The 16,131-nt window shown below is 63.9% G+C and carries 15 protein-coding genes and 3 pseudogenes; 8 read left to right on the top strand and 10 right to left on the bottom strand.

Annotated features, from left to right (window positions below; genetic code table 11):
* Positions 1-89: 89 nt before the first annotated feature.
* The gene (locus tag ACWTU9_RS24045; protein ID WP_455860463.1) at positions 90-977 is read right to left on the bottom strand and encodes a LysR substrate-binding domain-containing protein; all 888 of its coding nucleotides are present in this window, start codon (positions 975-977) and stop codon (positions 90-92) included.
* 96 nt (positions 978-1,073) lie between these two features.
* On the opposite strand from ACWTU9_RS24045, the gene ACWTU9_RS24040 reads away from it, so the two are divergent.
* Complete coding sequence (locus ACWTU9_RS24040; protein WP_455860462.1) at positions 1,074-2,069, top strand: aldo/keto reductase; 996 nt, start codon at positions 1,074-1,076, stop codon at positions 2,067-2,069.
* Between the two features lie 232 nt (positions 2,070-2,301).
* Here the strand turns inward: ACWTU9_RS24040 and ACWTU9_RS24035 are convergent.
* The 8 genes and pseudogenes from ACWTU9_RS24035 to infC form a co-directional block, all read right to left on the bottom strand.
* Positions 2,302-2,903 (bottom strand): annotated as a pseudogene (locus ACWTU9_RS24035) (nucleotidyltransferase family protein).
* 40 nt (positions 2,904-2,943) lie between these two features.
* Positions 2,944-5,352 carry a phenylalanine--tRNA ligase subunit beta gene (gene pheT, locus ACWTU9_RS24030; RefSeq protein WP_455860461.1) on the bottom strand — a complete coding sequence of 803 codons (2,409 nt, stop codon included), beginning with the start codon at positions 5,350-5,352 and terminating at the stop codon, positions 2,944-2,946.
* A pseudogene (locus ACWTU9_RS24025) lies at positions 5,352-5,800 on the bottom strand (GFA family protein). The gene pheT and the pseudogene ACWTU9_RS24025 overlap by 1 nt, the downstream one beginning before the upstream one ends.
* On the bottom strand, positions 5,797-6,894 hold the full coding sequence (gene pheS / locus ACWTU9_RS24020; protein ID WP_455860460.1) for a phenylalanine--tRNA ligase subunit alpha: 1,098 nt from the start codon (positions 6,892-6,894) through the stop codon (positions 5,797-5,799). The pseudogene ACWTU9_RS24025 and the gene pheS overlap by 4 nt, the downstream one beginning before the upstream one ends.
* Before the next feature lie 140 nt (positions 6,895-7,034).
* Positions 7,035-7,436: a 50S ribosomal protein L20 gene (rplT, locus tag ACWTU9_RS24015; RefSeq protein ID WP_027053776.1), complete on the bottom strand. Its 402-nt coding sequence runs from the start codon at positions 7,434-7,436 to the stop codon at positions 7,035-7,037.
* Positions 7,437-7,475: 39 nt separating this feature from the next.
* Complete coding sequence (gene rpmI / locus ACWTU9_RS24010) at positions 7,476-7,679, bottom strand: 50S ribosomal protein L35 (RefSeq protein WP_006201248.1); 204 nt, start codon at positions 7,677-7,679, stop codon at positions 7,476-7,478.
* 182 nt (positions 7,680-7,861) lie between these two features.
* Complete coding sequence (locus ACWTU9_RS24005) at positions 7,862-8,491, bottom strand: methyltransferase family protein (protein ID WP_455860459.1); 630 nt, start codon at positions 8,489-8,491, stop codon at positions 7,862-7,864.
* A 172-nt stretch (positions 8,492-8,663) separates the two neighbouring features.
* A complete protein-coding gene (gene infC, locus ACWTU9_RS24000) occupies positions 8,664-9,200 on the bottom strand; it encodes a translation initiation factor IF-3 (RefSeq protein WP_112559872.1) in 537 nt (178 codons plus the stop codon).
* Positions 9,201-9,420: 220 nt separating this feature from the next.
* Here infC and ACWTU9_RS23995 point away from each other — a divergent pair, with 220 nt between their 5' ends.
* From ACWTU9_RS23995 to ACWTU9_RS23980, 4 genes and pseudogenes are all read left to right on the top strand, one after another.
* Positions 9,421-10,191, top strand: a complete 771-nt coding sequence (locus ACWTU9_RS23995) for an alpha/beta hydrolase (RefSeq protein ID WP_455860458.1) — start codon at positions 9,421-9,423, stop codon at positions 10,189-10,191.
* Positions 10,192-10,197: 6 nt separating this feature from the next.
* Positions 10,198-11,340, top strand: a pseudogene (locus ACWTU9_RS23990) (benzoate/H(+) symporter BenE family transporter).
* Positions 11,341-11,457: 117 nt separating this feature from the next.
* A complete protein-coding gene (locus ACWTU9_RS23985; RefSeq protein WP_455860457.1) occupies positions 11,458-11,943 on the top strand; it encodes a DUF2852 domain-containing protein in 486 nt (161 codons plus the stop codon).
* 118 nt (positions 11,944-12,061) lie between these two features.
* A complete protein-coding gene (locus ACWTU9_RS23980) occupies positions 12,062-12,820 on the top strand; it encodes a M48 family metallopeptidase (protein ID WP_455860456.1) in 759 nt (252 codons plus the stop codon).
* 118 nt (positions 12,821-12,938) lie between these two features.
* On the opposite strand, the gene ACWTU9_RS23975 is transcribed toward ACWTU9_RS23980, so the two are convergent.
* Positions 12,939-13,223 carry a hypothetical protein gene (locus ACWTU9_RS23975; protein WP_455860455.1) on the bottom strand — a complete coding sequence of 95 codons (285 nt, stop codon included), beginning with the start codon at positions 13,221-13,223 and terminating at the stop codon, positions 12,939-12,941.
* A 44-nt stretch (positions 13,224-13,267) separates the two neighbouring features.
* On the opposite strand from ACWTU9_RS23975, the gene ACWTU9_RS23970 reads away from it, so the two are divergent.
* From ACWTU9_RS23970 to trpA, 3 genes are all read left to right on the top strand, one after another.
* Positions 13,268-13,927, top strand: coding sequence for a phosphoribosylanthranilate isomerase (locus ACWTU9_RS23970; RefSeq protein WP_455860454.1), 660 nt, complete (start codon positions 13,268-13,270; stop codon positions 13,925-13,927).
* A 91-nt stretch (positions 13,928-14,018) separates the two neighbouring features.
* Positions 14,019-15,269 carry a tryptophan synthase subunit beta gene (trpB, locus tag ACWTU9_RS23965; RefSeq protein ID WP_455860453.1) on the top strand — a complete coding sequence of 417 codons (1,251 nt, stop codon included), beginning with the start codon at positions 14,019-14,021 and terminating at the stop codon, positions 15,267-15,269.
* Positions 15,270-15,271: 2 nt separating this feature from the next.
* On the top strand, positions 15,272-16,111 hold the full coding sequence (gene trpA / locus ACWTU9_RS23960) for a tryptophan synthase subunit alpha (protein WP_455860452.1): 840 nt from the start codon (positions 15,272-15,274) through the stop codon (positions 16,109-16,111).
* The last annotated feature ends 20 nt before the right edge of the window (positions 16,112-16,131 follow it).

The raw sequence follows: 16,131 nt of genomic DNA, 5'->3' as shown, positions 1-16,131 counted from the left end.
CTTCCACCTCCTGGGGTGGAGCAGCCGGTTCGCCGCAGTTATCAGCCCGGCCCTTCACAGGCTCAGGCGTCCGCTACGCGAACCACTTCTCACCCCACCTTGAAGAAATCCACAAAAGCCCGCAGCGCCGGGCGCATCTGGCGGCGGCTGGGATAGTAGACGAAGAAGCCGTCGAAGCGCGGGCACCAGTCGTCCAGCACGCGGATCAGCCGGCCGTCGGCGAGCGGTGCGCGCACATAATCGTCGAACACGAAGGCGAGGCCAGCGCCGTCGACCGCTGCCTGGGCGATCAGATGGTCCTCGTCGAGGATCAGTGGCCCTTGAGCGGCGAATTCGATCTCTTCGCCGTCCTTTTCGAATTCCCAGCGGTAGAGGATGCCGCTGGAAAAACGGAAGCGGATGCAGCGGTGATCGGCAAGATCGCGCGGATGCTGCGGTCTGGGCATGGTCGCGAAATAGGACGGCGCGCCGACGACGGCGCCGCGAAGGTCTGGTCCTATGCGCACCGCGATCATATCGCGCTGCAGGCTTTCGCCGAGGCGCACGCCGGCATCGAAACCGCCTTCGACGACATCGGTGAAGCGGTCCTCGATGACGATTTCCAGCACGATGTCGGGATAGGCCGATGCAAAGGCGCCGAGTCTGGGCGTCAGCGTAAGGTGGGCCGCGGTGCGCGGCACGGTCAGCCGCAGATTGCCGGCCGGCCGGTCGCGCGCCTCGATCGCTGTTTCCAGCGCCAGGTCGATCTCCGACAGTGCCGGCCGCAGCCGCTCCAGCAACTGCGCCCCTGCCTCGGTCGGCGCAACGCTGCGTGTGCTGCGCGCCAGCAGCCGCACGCCAAGCCGCGCCTCCAGGCTGGACACCGCATGGCTGACGGCCGAGGGCGCAATGGCCAGCTCCCTGGCGGCGCCGCGAAAGCTGCCGCATTGGGCGACGGTGGCCAGCACCGCCAGTTGCGAAAGGTGAGCGCGATTCATTGATCTATCTCTTGGAACAGCCTGTACGAATAAGAGATGATTATCGAACATGGTTCAAGGCATTACCTCAACCGCATCACAACAAGGAGACACGTGATGCAAACCCGCAAGCTAGGAACTGAACTCGAAGTCTTCCCCGTCGGCCTCGGCTGCATGGGCATGAGCTTCGCCTATGGCGGTCAGGCAGAGGCAGAAGCGATTATCACCTTGCGTCGCGCCGTCGACATTGGCGTCACCTTCTTCGACACGGCCGAGGTCTACGGTCCCTATGAGAACGAAATCCTGCTCGGCAAGGCGCTGAAGCCGGTGCGCGACAAGGTCACGATCGCCACCAAATTCGGCTTCAAGATTTCCGAGGAAGGCTCAGGCATCGAGCGCATGGTCGGCGTCGACAGTCGCCCGGAACACGTCAAGGCGGTGGCGGAAGCCTCGCTGAAGCGGCTCGATACCGATGTCATCGACCTCTACTACCAGCACCGTGTCGATCCCAATGTGCCGATCGAGGATACGGTTGGCGCCATGGCCGAGCTGGTGCGCGAGGGCAAGGTGCGGGCGCTGGGCCTGTCGGAGGTCAGTGCCGCCACCATCCGCCGGGCGCACGCCGTGCATCCGATCGCGGCCGTCCAGAGCGAATATTCGCTGTGGAGCCGTGATCCGGAAGACGAGGTGTTCGACGTCTGCCGCGAACTCGGCATCGGCTTCGTCCCTTACAGCCCGCTCGGCCGAGGCCTGCTCACCGGCACCATCGCCAAGCCCGAAACCTTGAGCGACGACGACTGGCGCCGCACCTTGCCGCGCTTCCAGGCCGATGCCATGGCGGCCAATGCCAAGGTCATTGCGACGCTGGAGAAACTGGCGGCGCAAAAGGGCGTGACCTCGGCGCAGCTGGCGCTGGCCTGGGTGCTGCACCAGGGCGATTTCATCGTGCCGATCCCCGGCGCAAGAAAAATCCACCATCTCGAGCAGAACACGGCGGCGGCCGGGATCGAGCTGAGCGCGGCCGAAGTGGCGGCGATTGGCGATGCGCTGTCGCCGGACAAGGTGGTCGGCAAGCGCTATCCGGAGGAATTGCTGGCACTGGTGAATGGGTAGAGATGGAAAGGGCGCTTCGTCGCCCTTTCTATTGAGAGGCTTGGCGCGAGGCACCCCCCTCTGGCCTGCCGGCCATCTCCCCCGCAAGGGGGGAGATCAGCAGTTCCGGCGCCTCGCTCCTCCTGCAACGTTGGTGATTGGCGAAACCCGCGGCGACATCTGATCTCCCCCCTTGCGGGGGAGATGCCCGGCAGGGCAGAGGGGGGTGCCTCGCGCCGACATCTCCATTTCCTCACCACGGCACCACCGTAATCTCCGGCCAGCACTCCTTCGCCCTCGCCCCCTTCGCCTCATGCGTGCGCTGGTTATCCGTCACCCTATTCGGCGTGATGCGGAACGAGAAAAGATCGTCCAGCCCGAACGGCGCCACCAGCTCCTGCTGTCCGTCAGCATCGAACCGCACGCCCACCGCATGCGTCTTCGAGGCAAAATGGCTGACGGACTCGGCTGAACTCGTATAGCGGGGCACGGCCGCCCGAACTTTTGCGGATACCACAGATGCACCCGCGCCTGGTTGCGCACCTCGACCGGTAGCGTCATCCCCTCGAAATGTTTCGCCGCCCGGCGAATCACCACATCCTCGGCCTCGTAGGACAGGTCGCTGTCATCGAAGTAGAAGAGATCGACGTCCTTTATGCCGTAACCCGACGGCTTGCCGGTAAGATGGTTCCAGACGGAATTATAGAGCGCTCCTGAAACCACCAGCCAGTCCGGCAGATCGAGCGCGCCTACGCGTTCCAGCGCCTCGCGGACGAGCGGATCCGCCGACACAATCGCAAAGAACGCCGCTCGCTGAGCTTCGAACGCCAGGCCGGAATAGCGCAGATAGTCCATCGCCCTTTGGAGAGCGATTCGCCATCTGACCGCAATCCCCTCACGTCCTCAGCACGCCGCCCGTCTGCTTGCCGACATTGTCGACGATGCGCTTGGCCAGCGCTTCGAAATCCTCGTCGGTCAGCGTCTTTTCGACCGGCTGGATCGAGACTTCGATGGCGATCGACTTCTTGGCGGCGCCCAGCGAAGCGCCCTCGAAGACGTCGAACACCGAAACGCCTGACACCAGCTTCTTGTCGGCGGCAAGGGCCGCGCGCACCAGCGTGCCGGCCTCGACCGACTTGTCGACGACGAAAGCGAAATCGCGCTTCACCGCCTGGAAAGCGGACAGCTCCAGCTTCGGCTTGGTTTTCGTCGGCTTGGCCTTCGGCTCGGGCACGGCGTCGATATAGACCTCGAAGCCGCAGATCGGGCCGGAAGCGTCGAGCGCCTCCAGCGTCTTCGGGTGGAATTCGCCGAATGTGCCGAGCACCGTCTTCGGGCCGAGCTTGATCGTGCCGGAGCGGCCGGGATGATACCAGGCCGGGCCGCCGGGCTCGATCTGCAGCCGGTCGACCGGCGCGCCGCAGGCTTCAAGGGCCGCGATCGCATCGGCCTTGGCGTCGAACACACCAACCGCGCCGGAATTGCCGGCCCAGTTGCGGCCGGAGCCCTCGAGCTTAGCCGTGCCGCGCCGCACGCCGGCGGCAACACGCCGCTGCTGGTCCGGCTGATCGCCCTCATAGGTGCCGGACACCTCGAACAGCGCGACATCGCCAATGCCCTTGTCGGCATTGCGCTGTGCCGCCGTAATCAGCCCCGGCAGCAGCGACGGCCGCATATCCGACATGTCGGCAGCGATCGGGTTGGCGAGCTTCAGCGCCGTCTGGCCGCCGCCGAACAGTTCGGCGTGCCTGGCCGGAATGAACGACCAGGTGACGGCCTCCATCATGCCCCGCACGGCAAGCGAGCGCTTCGCCGTCCGGGTGCGCACCTGCAGTGTGGTCAGGATCCTGGAATTCACCGCATCATGCGCGCCCAGCGGCTGCGGTGCGATGTTGTCGACGCCGTGGATACGCATCACCTCTTCGACCAGGTCAGCCTTGCCGTCGACATCCGGGCGCCAGGACGGCACCGCCACATCAACGATATCGCCCGAGCCCTGCGGCCTGAAGCCGAGGCGCGATAGTATGTCGAGGCTTTCGGCTTTCGGTACCTCGATGCCGGTCAGCCGCTTCACTTCCGACAGCGGGAAGGAGACGATCTTGGGTGTGTGGCCGGCATAGCCGGCCACTTCGATCTCCGTCGGCGTACCGCCGCAGAAATCAAGCACCAGCCTGGTCGCCAGCTCGACGCCCGGAACCATGAATTCAGGGTCGACGCCGCGCTCGAACCGATAGCGCGCATCTGTGATGATCCCGAGCGAGCGTCCGGTACGCGCCGTGGTGATCGGGTCCCAAAGGGCGGATTCGATCAACACGTCGGTGGTGTTCTCGTCGCAGCCGGAATGCTCACCGCCCATGATACCGGCGATCGATTCGACGCCATTGTCGTCGGCAATGACGCACATGTCCGGCGTCAACGTGTATTCGCGCCCGTCGAGCGCCATGACCTTTTCGCCATTGCGCGCGCGGCGCACGACGAGGTTGCCGGCGACCTTGGCGGCGTCGAACACATGCAGCGGCCGGCCACGATCGAAGGTGACGTAATTGGTGATGTCGACCAGCGCGCTGATCGGCCTCAAGCCAATGGCGATGAGCCGCTGCTGCAGCCATTTCGGCGACGGGCCGTTCTTCACGCCCTTGACCAGCCGAAGCGCGAAGCCGGGGCAGAGCTCCGGCGCCTCGATCGTCACCTTCACCGGGCACATGCCGCTGCCGGCATGCGGCATGATGGCGCCGCCGACGAGGCGGCCAAGCCCGCTCGCCGCCAGGTCGCGGGCAATGCCGTAAATGCTGGTCGCGTCGGGACGGTTCGGCGTCAGATTGATCTCGATCACCGGATCGTCGAGGTGAGCGTAGGCGGCGAAGCTGGTACCGACCGGCGCGTCGGCGGGCAGGTCGATGATGCCGTTGTGCTCGTCCGACAGCTCCAGCTCCCGCTCCGAGCACATCATGCCATGGCTTTCGACGCCCCGGATCTTGCCGACCGTCAGCGTCACGTCGATGCCGGGCACATAGGTGCCGGGTGCGGCGAAGGCGCCGATCAGGCCGGCGCGGGCATTCGGCGCGCCGCACACCACCTGAATGGGCGCTGCGCCGTTGCCGGTGTCGACCGTCAGCACCCGCAGCCGGTCGGCGTCGGGATGCTGCACGGCTGTCAGCACCTTGGCGATGACGAACGGCTTCAGGCTGGCCTTGTCGTCGACATGCTCGACTTCGAGGCCGATCGAGGTCAGCCGCTCGACAATCTCGTTGAGCGGGGCGTCGGTTTCCAGATGATCCTTGAGCCAGGAGAGGGTGAGCTTCATCACAGTGTTCCGTTTTGTCTGTACCCGTCCGGTCTCTGTCCATCAGGCCGGGGTACGCTTGTCTTCAAATGGCGCGGCAGGTCGTCGGGCATATGCAGGAAAGGCAGCTGCTCGCGCACATAGGCATGGTGCGTCGGCCGGAAATAGGCCGGCATGTCCATGGCCCGAGCATGAAATAGATGTGGTCTTGCAGCCGCTCGTCGACATAGGCGATCGGCGAGCCGCAAATGCCGCAGAACGAGCGCGTGACCGGCCCGTTCTCGTACATTTTCAGCGCCTTGCCGGTGAAAGCCACCTGCTCGGTCAGAAAGCCGACAAAGGCCGACACCGGCGCGCCGCTGGCGCGCCGGCAGTCGCCGCAATGGCAATAGCTGACATGGTGCGGTTCGGCCGAAGCCTCGAACCGCACCGCACCGCAGCGGCATCCCCCTGGATGGGGAGCAGTCATGCAGAAAGCCCTCCGAACAGCGTCGGCATGTCCAGCGGCCGGAAGCCGTAGTGCGACAGCCAGCGCACGTCGGCGTCGAAGAAGGCACGCAGGTCCGGCATGCCGTATTTCAGCATGGCGATGCGGTCGATGCCCATGCCCCAGGCAAAGCCCTGATATTCGTCGGGATCGAGCCCGCCGGCGCGCAGCACATTGGGATGCACCATGCCGCAGCCGAGGATCTCCATCCAGTCGGAGCCTTCGCCGAAGCGCACTTCGCCCGGCTTCGAGCGGTCGCACTGGATGTCGACCTCGAGGCTCGGCTCGGTGAACGGGAAGTAGGACGGCCGGAAGCGCATCTTGACCTGCGGCACCTCGAAGAACGCTTTGCAGAACTCTTCCAGCACCCACTTCATGTTGGCGACATTGGCCGACTTGTCGATCACCAGCCCCTCGACCTGATGGAACATCGGCGAGTGGGTGGCGTCCGAATCCTGCCGGTAGGTCTTTCCCGGAATGACGATGCGGATCGGCGGCTTCTGCTTCTCCATGGTGCGGATCTGCACGGGCGAGGTGTGCGTGCGCAACAGCTTGCGCTCACCCTTTTGGTCCGGCTGGAAGAAGAAGGTGTCGTGCATTTCGCGCGCCGGATGCCCTTCGGGGAAATTCAGCGCGGTGAAATTGTAATAGTCGCTCTCGACATCGGGGCCTTCGGCGATGGCGAAGCCGAGATCGCCGAAGATCGCCGCGATCTCGTCGATGACCTGGCTGATCGGATGGATGCGTCCGCGCTCGGCCGGCGACTGCCGCACCGGCAGCGTGACGTCGACCGTCTCGGCCGCGAGCCGGGCAGTGACTGCCACATCCTTCAGCTCTGCCTTGCGCTGGGTCAGCGCCTCGGTGACGCGGTTCTTCAGCCCGTTGATCGCCGGGCCCTTGACTTGGCGCTCCTCGGCGCTCATCGCGCCCAGCGTCTTCAGCATTTCGGAGACCGAGCCCTTCTTGCCCAGCGCCGAGACACGCACGGCCTCGATCGCGGTTTCATCCGAGGCCGCCGCGATTTCGGCGAGCAACGAACCTTCCAGGGCATCAAGATTTCCAGCGGTGGCGTTCACGGCGAAACTCTCTTGGTCGGGTGGCCACCGTGGTTCGGTGCGTCACCATTTTGGTTACAGCGGGCATAAGAAAAACCCGCGCCAGCCGTGCCAGCGCGGGTTCCCCAAATCAGTATTGCGAATGCTTGGGAAGCGCTGGCTTAGGCGACAGCGCTTTCAAAAGCATTCGGCGTCGTGTTCTTCAGATATTCGAGCGCGACCTTGGCCTTGGCCACCAGCGCGGCGAACGCCTGCGGCTCATGGATGGCCATGTCGGACAGGATCTTGCGATCGATCTCGATGCCGGCCTTGTTGAGGCCGTCGATGAAGCGGCCATAGGTCAGGCCATGCTCGTGGGTCGCGGCGTTGATGCGCTGGATCCACAGCGCGCGGAACGAGCGCTTGCGGTTCTTGCGGTCGCGGTAAGCGTACTGCAGCGACTTTTCCACCGCCTGCTTGGCGATGCGGATGGTGTTCTTGCGGCGGCCGTAGAAGCCTTTCGCGGCTTTCAGGACCTTCTTGTGCTTGGCGTGAGCGGTGACGCCTCTTTTTACGCGTGCCATGTCATGATCTCCTTAAACGCTGTTCCTGAAACCGAATGCTCAGAGGCCGTTCGGCAGAAAATTCTTGATGACCTTCTTGCCATCCGGTTCAGCCAGAACCATCGTGCCGCGGGCATTTCGAATGAACTTGTTGGAACGCTTGATCATGCCGTGACGCTTGCCGGCCGCAGCCGACAGAACTTTACCCGTACCTGTGATCTTGAACCGCTTCTTGGCGGCCGATTTGGTCTTCATCTTGGGCATTTTGCTACTCCGTATTGGTGGCGCACAATCGCGCTTCTTGTTCGCTTCGGGCGGACCAAAAGCCCGAAAAGCAAATGAAACCGCCACGGCATGCCCTGCCGGGCGGTTTTTTGGAACGCGGTCCTATACGTCAAAGCAGGCGCGCGCGCAACACCCCAAGGGCTGCGACGCTCTGTCCGGGATCAGGGCAGCCGGAACAACACGGGCAGAATGCCCGATTGCTGGGCGCCGTCGATGGACTCGAACACCGGCAACGCCACCAGGAACACCAGCCCATCGAGCAAGGTGGTCAGCAAAAGCCGCGGCTTGAAGCTGCCGGTATCGCCTTCCTGGTAGAGCGACAGATTGGGAAAGAAACGCGGCACCCGCGCCAGATAGGCCTGGTAAGGGGCGCCGAGCAGTTCCTTGAGGTACTTCTCTTCGCGCAGGATGACGATGTGGAAGGCGCCGGCGCACAACAGCGCGAAGAGGATTATGCCGGTGAACGAGCCGATCTGGGCGCCGACGCCGGCGGCGGCAATGGTCGAAAAGACATAGAGCGGGTTGCGGGTGATCGAATAGGGTCCGCCGATCACCACTTCGGAGGATTTGCGGCCGCCGATGTAAAGGGTCGACCACAGACGGCCAACGACACCGAGGAAAATCAACAGCACGCCGACCATCTCGATCGTCTCGTGCACCGGCGTGTCCGGTGGAAAGGTCGACTGACCGAACAGGAGTGCGGCAAACAGCACCACCACCAGCACGGCAAGCACCATGCGACGCATGTGCTGATAGCCGCCAAGGCCCTTTTCGGCTTCACGGTTGGCCATAGCGGAATCCATTCGAGGCGTTTGGGGCAAAGAAATACGTCCTTGGCGGTGCGGAACTGCCGGGCAAGAAAACAGGCGTCCCGTCGATCACCGGGACGCCTTGGAACTGGATTCAGGCGGATTTAAGCGCTGTCACCACGCCTGAGCCGATAATCGCATTACCTAAAGACACCTAGCGCGGCGCCAGCACCATCATCATCTGGCGGCCTTCGAGCTTCGGTTCTGCTTCGACCTTGGCGATGGTCGACACTTCCTCGCGCACCTTGTTCAGGAGCTGCATGCCGAGTTCCATATGCGCCATTTCGCGGCCGCGGAAGCGCAGCGTCAGCTTGACCTTGTCGCCTTCCTCGAAGAAGCGCCGCACGGCCTTCATCTTGGTCTCGTAGTCATGGCTGTCGATGTTCGGGCGCATCTTGATCTCCTTGATCTCGATGACCTTCTGGTTCTTGCGCGCCTCGGCCGCCTTCTTCTGGTTGGCGTATTTCAACTTGCCGAGATCGAGGATTTTTACGACGGGCGGCACCGCATTGGGCGATATCTCGACCAGATCGAGCCCGGCCTCTTCGGCGAGCAGCAATGCGTCGTTGATGGAGACATCGCCTCGGTTCTGGCCTTCGGCGTCGATGAGCTGGACCCGGGGAACCCGGATATCACGGTTGGAGCGCGGGCCATCCTTGGTGGGCGCCGCTGCTTTGAAAGGTCTGCGAATGGTCGTGGTCTCCTTGGCCGTTTCGTTCAGGGTTTCAAATCTAGAAATATTCAGGACGCGCCAATGTGGTGAGCGCGCGGGCGGAGTCAATAGCACAGCGCTAACGGAAAATCACCCTGAACGCAGGCCTGCACCAAACAAAGGATATAGCGGGCACTTTCCGCCTCGCCTTTGCCTGTGCCAAAAGACCGGTCAGCAAAATCAGGACTGACAGACCGCCATGACCGCGACCACCCCAATCCTTCTGGATGTCCAGGGAATCAGCATCGCGGTGCGCCATTCCTCGGGCGCGACGCCCGGCATCGTCTGGCTCGGCGGCTACAAATCCGACATGCTGGGAACGAAGGCTGAAACGCTGTCTGATTGGGCAGCCCGCGAAGGCCGAGCTTTCCTGCGTCATGACTATTCCGGACATGGCGAATCCGGCGGCGCCTTTGCCGACGGCACCATCTCGAAATGGCTCGGCGAGAGCCTCGCCGTCTTCCGGCGTTTCACCAAGGGAAAGCAGGTGCTGGTCGGCTCCTCGATGGGAGCCTGGATTGCGCTGCGCATGGTACAGGAGTTGCGCAAGGCCGGCGACGGCAATGTCGTTGGCCTGGTGCTGCTCGCGCCGGCGCCGGATTTCACCACCGAGCTGGTCGAGCCGGCGCTGACCGCGGCACAGAAGCGCGACCTCAAGAAGAAGGGCTTTTTTGAGGAGCCATCGGACTATTCCGCCGACCCTTACATCTACACAAGCGCGCTGATCGAGGACGGCAGGGCGAACCGGGTCATGACCGGCCCGATCGACACCCATTGCCCCGTCCATATCCTGCAGGGGCTGGCCGACGCCGACGTGCCGGCAAGCCATGCGCTGAAGCTGGTCTCCCTGCTGCCGGCCGACGACGTCACTTTGTCGCTCATCCCTGACGGCGATCACCGCCTGTCGCGGCCGCAGGACCTCGACATGCTGCTCAGGGCCGTGGGCGACATGGTCGAGCGGGCAAGCTAGGCAAGAATGCGCATTTCCATCCCGATATCCGCCTTTGTCGCGGCAATCGTCGGCTTCGGCGGCACGCTGGCCGTCGTCATTGCCGCCGCCAAGGCGGTTGGCGCCACCCAGGCCGAAACCGCGAGCTGGGTGACGGCGCTGTGCCTGGCGATGGCGATCGAGTGCCTGTGGCTGTCCTGGCGCACGAAAATGCCCGTCATCACCGCCTGGTCGACACCCGGCCTGGCGCTGATGGCGGCGTCAAGCGGCTTTACCATGGCCGATGCGGTCGGCGCCTTCATCGTCACCGGCATCCTGCTGATCGCCACCGGCCTGTTCAAGCCTCTGACCCAACTGATATCGAGGATACCGGCGTCGGTCGCGTCCGGCATGCTGGCCGGCATCGTCGTCACCTTCGCGCTCAATGCCGTCAAGACCATTCCCGTCGACCCCTGGTTGATCCTGCCGCTGATCGCGGCCTTCTTCGTCATCCGCCTGTTCAACCCGGCGCTGTCGGTGCTGGCGGTGCTGATCGGCGGCGGCACTGCCGCCTTCCTCACCGGCCGCGTCGGCGGCCTGCCGGCGCCGGAACTGTCGACGCTGACGCTGATAGCGCCGCATTTCAGCGCCGCCGCCATTATCGGCCTGGCGCTGCCGCTCTATCTCGTCACCATGGCCTCGCAGAACCTGTCGGGCCTCGCTGTGCTGCGCGCCGCCGGCTAACACCCCGAACCCGGCCCGCTGATCGGCGTCACCGGCCTGTTCTCGCTGCTGTCAGCACCGTTTGGCGGCTCGACCACCAATCTGGCTGCGATTTCGGCGGCGATCTGCACCGGGCCGGACGTCCATCCCGATCCCGCCGAGCGCTGGAAGACCGGACCCTTCTATGCGCTCGCCTATCTCGTCTTCGCGATTTTCGGCGCCTCGCTGGTGGCGATCTTCGCCGTGCTGCCGCAGAGCCTTATCGTGCTGGTCGCCGGTCTGGCGCTGATGGGGTCGCTCGCCAACGCGCTGTCGATCGCGCTCAAGGACGAGGACCAGCGCATGGCCGCCACGGTCACCTTCGTGGTCACCGCTTCAGGGTTGACGCTGTTCGGTGTCGGCGCTGCATTCTGGGGCCTGGTCGCCGGGCTGGTCGTGCTTTTCCTCGAAGCGCTCAAAAAGAAATAATCATTTCAAACCCTTGTCCGGTTTTGGCCGGTATTGTCTTGAATCGTCGTTTTTCCCATCCCATTTCGAATCCACGCAGCCGGACCCGGCTGCCTCCAACTGAAGGACTGGGAGAAAATGAACACATCCGCATTGATCCGCCCGGCCTGGACGCCGGCGACCATCGCGCTGATGGTCATCGGCTTCATGGTGTTCTGGCCGCTCGGCTTCGCCATGCTTGCCTACATCATCTGGGGCGACCGGCTTGACGGCTTCAAGCGCGACGTCAATCGCGCCACCGATGGCATCTTCGCCGGCTGTCGCCGCGGTTCCGACAAGGCCGCGCGCTGGGGCCATGGTTCAGCTCGCACCGGCAACGTCGCATTCGACGACTGGCGCGAGAAGGAACTCGAGCGCCTCGCCGAAGAGCGCCGCAAGCTCGACGAGATGCTGAGCGAGTTCGACGACTATGCCCGCGAATTGCGCCGCGCCAAGGACCAGGACGAGTTCGACCGCTTCATGGCCAACCGCCACAAGTCGACTGCCCCGACCACAACCGGGACAACTGAATCGACCAAGCCGGCAACCCCCAAGCGCAAGGGCTCGAACCTGCTCGACGACTGAGGCCGCGCGACAGGCCAAGGTATGATGACGGCGTCGCGCAAGCGGCGCCGTTTCTTTTTTGTTCTCTTTTGGCGTTCCCTCTACTGGTCGTTTTCCTCGAATCGCGTATCGTTCAGCCATGTCCTTCGGCTTCTTTCGCAACCTGACCAAGCCCAAGCCCTCGCCTGTCGAAGAGCGAGAGCATGTCGTTGCCGGCCGCACGCTGCCGCTCAGGATCGTCGAGAGCGCCCGGGCACGGCGGCTCACACTTCGCATCGATTCCGGTGGCCAGGGCCTGCGCATCACCGTGCCGCCGGGCCTGCGCCGCGGCGAGGTGGAAAAGTTCCTGCACCGCCACCAGGACTGGCTGGAGCAGCGGTTGGCCAAGGTGCCGACACGGCCGCAGGTGCGCCCAGGCATCAAGATCCCGATCCGCGGCGTGGCGCATCGCATCGTCCATGAACCGTCGAAGCGCGGCACTGTTTCCGTGTCGCGCGACGAGCGCGGCCCGCTGCTGATCGTGAATGGCGAGCGCATTCATCTGCCGCGCCGCATAGCCGATTTCCTCAAGCGCGAGGCCAAGAAGGAGATCGAGAAGCTGGTGATCAAACACACCGAGGCGCTCGGCAAGCGCGCCAAGGCGATCCGCTTCAAGGACACGTCGAGCCGTTGGGGCTCCTGCACCTCCGACGGCAACCTGTCCTTCTCCTGGCGCATCATGATGGCGCCGACGCCTGTCATAAACTACCTCGTCGCGCATGAGGTGGCGCATCTCAAGGAGATGAACCACGGTCCGAAATTCTGGAAACTGTGCGAGCAGCTCTGCCCCGACACTGACCGCTGCAAGGACTGGCTGAAGCGCAATGGCGGCGCGCTGCAGGCGATCGTGTTTGATTAGGGCACACGTCGGGCGAGAGCAGCGTTCCCCCTTCGCTTCGTGATGATCTGCGCTGTGACGCTACGCTCCTTGCTGCGCCCGTGGATGACGAAATCGCGGTTGACGGCCCGAGGCCTCCTCAATCATCATTCGCCGCATTCAGTTCCTCCGGCCGCAGTCCCTCATTTCCATGATGCGGCCAGGGCAGGAAATCCTTCTCGAAGGCGTCGCTGCCGAAATAATCCAGCGCCCGATGCGCTTCCGCCCCGTCGAAGGCGGCCTTGTCCATCAGATGCGCGATGACCTCGCGCGCCTGCGCGATCTTCTGCCTGAGTTCGGCTACGGTCCGGTCGGCCATGTCGTCTGCTCCCGCCTTGGCTTGTCCTTCATAGGTAGCGCTCTTGGCGCTGCCGGCAAACAGCATGCTTTTTCTCGACTCTTGCGGCTTTTCGTGCCAATCCCCGCGCCATGGCGCTCGACATCAAGATCTGCGGGTTGAAGACCGATGAGGCAATGGCTGCGGCATTGGCCGGCGGCGCCAGCCATGTCGGCTTCATCTTCTTCGCCAAGAGCCCGCGCTATGTTGAACCGGCGGAAGCGGGCCGCCTGCGCCAGGCGGCAATCGGCAAGGCCAGGGCGGTTGCCGTGACGGTCGATGCCGATGACGCCTTCCTGGACGAGATCGTCGCCAAAATGCATCCCGATATGCTGCAGCTGCACGGCGCGGAAACGCCGGAGCGGGTGGCCGAGGTGAAAGCCCGTTACGGCCTGCCGGTGATAAAAGTGTTCTCCGTCAGCGAGGCCGCCGACCTCGAGCGGCTAAAGCCCTTTGTCGGCATTGCCGATCGGTTCATGTTCGATGCCAAGCCGCCGAAAGGCTCGCAACTGCCGGGCGGCAATGGCGTCGCCTTCGACTGGCGCATTCTGGCCGGCCTTGACGCAGGCGTCGATTACATGCTTTCCGGTGGGCTCAACGCCGCCAACATCGGCGACGCCCTGAGGTCAGCCAATCCGCTCGCAATAGACATTTCGTCGGGGGTGGAAAGCGCTCCGGGGGTCAAGGACCCGGCGCTGATCGAGCAGTTTTTCCGGGCCGTCAGGGCCGCGCGCGACGACCGCGCCGCCTGAATAATTCTTTCGAACCCGAGCATGTTCCGGAAAAGTGGGACCGGTTTTCCGACAAGGACATGCTCAGAAACCAAGACTTAGGAGATCGGCGATGGACCAGCCGGCGACACCCAATTCCTTCCGCACCGGACCCGACGAGCAGGGCATGTTCGGCATCTTCGGCGGCCGTTTCGTCGCCGAGACGCTGATGCCGCTGATCCTCGACCTCGAACGGCACTGGAACGAGGTCAAGAACGATCCGGACTTCAAGGCCGAGCTGACCGATCTGTCGACGCACTATGCCGGGCGGCCCTCAAAACTGTATTTCGCCGAAGGGCTGACGAAACATCTTCGTGAGGTTTCCTCGGCGAAGGGCCTCGGGGGCGGCGCCAAGGTCTATTTCAAGCGCGAGGACCTGAACCACACCGGTTCGCACAAGATCAACAATTGCCTCGGCCAGATCCTGCTGGCCAAACGCATGGGCAAGAAGCGCATTATCGCCGAGACCGGCGCCGGCCAGCACGGCGTCGCGGCAGCCACGGTCGCGGCGCGCTTCGGCTTCCCCTGCGTCGTCTATATGGGCGCCACCGACGTTGCTCGGCAGAGCCCCAATGTCTTCCGCATGAAGCTGCTCGGCGCCGAAGTGCGCCCGGTCACCGCCGGCCACGGCACGCTGAAGGACGCCATGAACGAGGCGTTGCGCGACTGGGTGACCAATGTCGAGGAGACTTATTACCTGATCGGCACCGCCGCCGGCCCGCATCCCTATCCGGAGCTCGTGCGCGACTTCCAGTCGGTGATCGGCACTGAGGCACGCGCCCAGATCCTCGAACAGGAAGGCCGGCTGCCAGACAGCATCATTGCCGCCGTCGGTGGCGGCTCCAACGCCATCGGCCTGTTCCATCCCTTCCTTGACGACAGGCAAGTCCGCATCATCGGCATCGAAGCCGGCGGGCGCGGCCTTGACGGCATCGAGCACTGCGCCTCGATGAATGCCGGCGCGCCCGGCGTCCTGCACGGCAACCGCACCTATCTGCTGCAGAATGCCGACGGCCAGATCCTGGACGGCCATTCGATCTCGGCCGGCCTCGACTATCCCGGCGTCGGCCCCGAGCACTCCTGGCTGCGCGATTCCGGCCGCGTGGACTATGTGCCGATCCTCGACGACGAGGCGCTCGAAGCCTTCAAGCTGACGACGCGCGTCGAAGGCATCATCCCGGCGCTGGAATCCGCGCACGCGATCGCCCATGCGGTGAAAATCGTGCCTGATATGGACAAGGACCAGATCGTCATCGTCAACCTGTCGGGACGTGGCGACAAGGATGTGCACACGGTGGCTTCGATGCTGGGCATGGAGATCTGATCATGGTGACCCGCATCGACCGCCGCATGGCGAAGCTGAAAGCCGAGGGCCGTCCGGCGCTCGTCACCTATTTCATGAGTGGCGACCCGGACTATGCCACCGCTTTGTCGATCATGAAGGCGCTGCCCAAGGCTGGCGCCGACGTCATTGAAATGGGCATGCCGTTTTCCGATCCGATGGCCGATGGCCCGGCGATCCAGGCAGCGGGCCTGCGGGCGCTGAAAGGTGGCCAGACGTTGGTCAAGACCTTGCAGATGGCGGCGGACTTCCGCGCTGGCGATAACGAGACGCCGATCGTGCTGATGGGCTATTACAACCCGATCTACATCTACGGCGTCGACCGTTTCCTGAAGGATGCGGTCGCCAGCGGTATTGACGGGCTGATCGTCGTCGACCTGCCGCCGGAGATGGACGAGGAGCTTTGCATTCCGGCGCTGAAGGCGGGCATCAACTTCATCCGCCTGGCGACGCCGACCACCGACGACAAGCGCTTGCCCAAAGTGCTGCAGAACACGTCGGGCTTCGTCTATTACGTGTCGATGACGGGCATCACCGGCTCGGCTCTGGCCGACACCGGCAAGGTTGCAGCGGCGGTCAAGCGCATCAAGGGTCACACCGACTTGCCGGTCTGCGTCGGTTTCGGCGTCAAGACCGCCGAGCAGGCGCGCATCATCGGCGCCAACGCAGACGGCGTCGTCGTCGGCACCGCGATCGTCAATGCAGTGGCCAATGTGCTGGGGCCGAAGGGCGAAAAGACCGCCGACCCGGCCGAGGCCGTCGCCACTTTGGTCAGCGGCCTGTCGCAAGGGGTGCGTTCGGCCCGCCTTGCTGCTGCCGAATAGTTTCCCTACGTCTTTAGCCA

The sequence above is a fragment of the Mesorhizobium sp. 128a genome, assembly GCF_053848025.1.
Note: the sequence above shows the minus strand (reverse complement) of the source record. Positions and strands in the feature narration are given on the sequence as shown.

Excerpts from the sequence above, each read along its gene's own strand:
- ACWTU9_RS24045 (WP_455860463.1), bottom strand. The coding sequence starts at position 977 with ATGAATCGCGCTCACCTTTCGCAACTGGCGGTGCTGGCCACCGTCGCC.
- ACWTU9_RS24040 (WP_455860462.1), top strand. The coding sequence starts at position 1,074 with ATGCAAACCCGCAAGCTAGGAACTGAACTCGAAGTCTTCCCCGTCGGC.
- pheT (WP_455860461.1), bottom strand. The coding sequence starts at position 5,352 with ATGAAGCTCACCCTCTCCTGGCTCAAGGATCATCTGGAAACCGACGCC.
- rplT (WP_027053776.1), bottom strand. The coding sequence starts at position 7,436 with ATGGCACGCGTAAAAAGAGGCGTCACCGCTCACGCCAAGCACAAGAAG.
- rpmI (WP_006201248.1), bottom strand. The coding sequence starts at position 7,679 with ATGCCCAAGATGAAGACCAAATCGGCCGCCAAGAAGCGGTTCAAGATC.
- ACWTU9_RS24005 (WP_455860459.1), bottom strand. The coding sequence starts at position 8,491 with ATGGCCAACCGTGAAGCCGAAAAGGGCCTTGGCGGCTATCAGCACATG.
- ACWTU9_RS23995 (WP_455860458.1), top strand. The coding sequence starts at position 9,421 with ATGACCGCGACCACCCCAATCCTTCTGGATGTCCAGGGAATCAGCATC.
- ACWTU9_RS23985 (WP_455860457.1), top strand. The coding sequence starts at position 11,458 with ATGAACACATCCGCATTGATCCGCCCGGCCTGGACGCCGGCGACCATC.
- ACWTU9_RS23980 (WP_455860456.1), top strand. The coding sequence starts at position 12,062 with ATGTCCTTCGGCTTCTTTCGCAACCTGACCAAGCCCAAGCCCTCGCCT.
- ACWTU9_RS23975 (WP_455860455.1), bottom strand. The coding sequence starts at position 13,223 with ATGCTGTTTGCCGGCAGCGCCAAGAGCGCTACCTATGAAGGACAAGCC.
- ACWTU9_RS23970 (WP_455860454.1), top strand. The coding sequence starts at position 13,268 with ATGGCGCTCGACATCAAGATCTGCGGGTTGAAGACCGATGAGGCAATG.
- trpB (WP_455860453.1), top strand. The coding sequence starts at position 14,019 with ATGGACCAGCCGGCGACACCCAATTCCTTCCGCACCGGACCCGACGAG.
- trpA (WP_455860452.1), top strand. The coding sequence starts at position 15,272 with ATGGTGACCCGCATCGACCGCCGCATGGCGAAGCTGAAAGCCGAGGGC.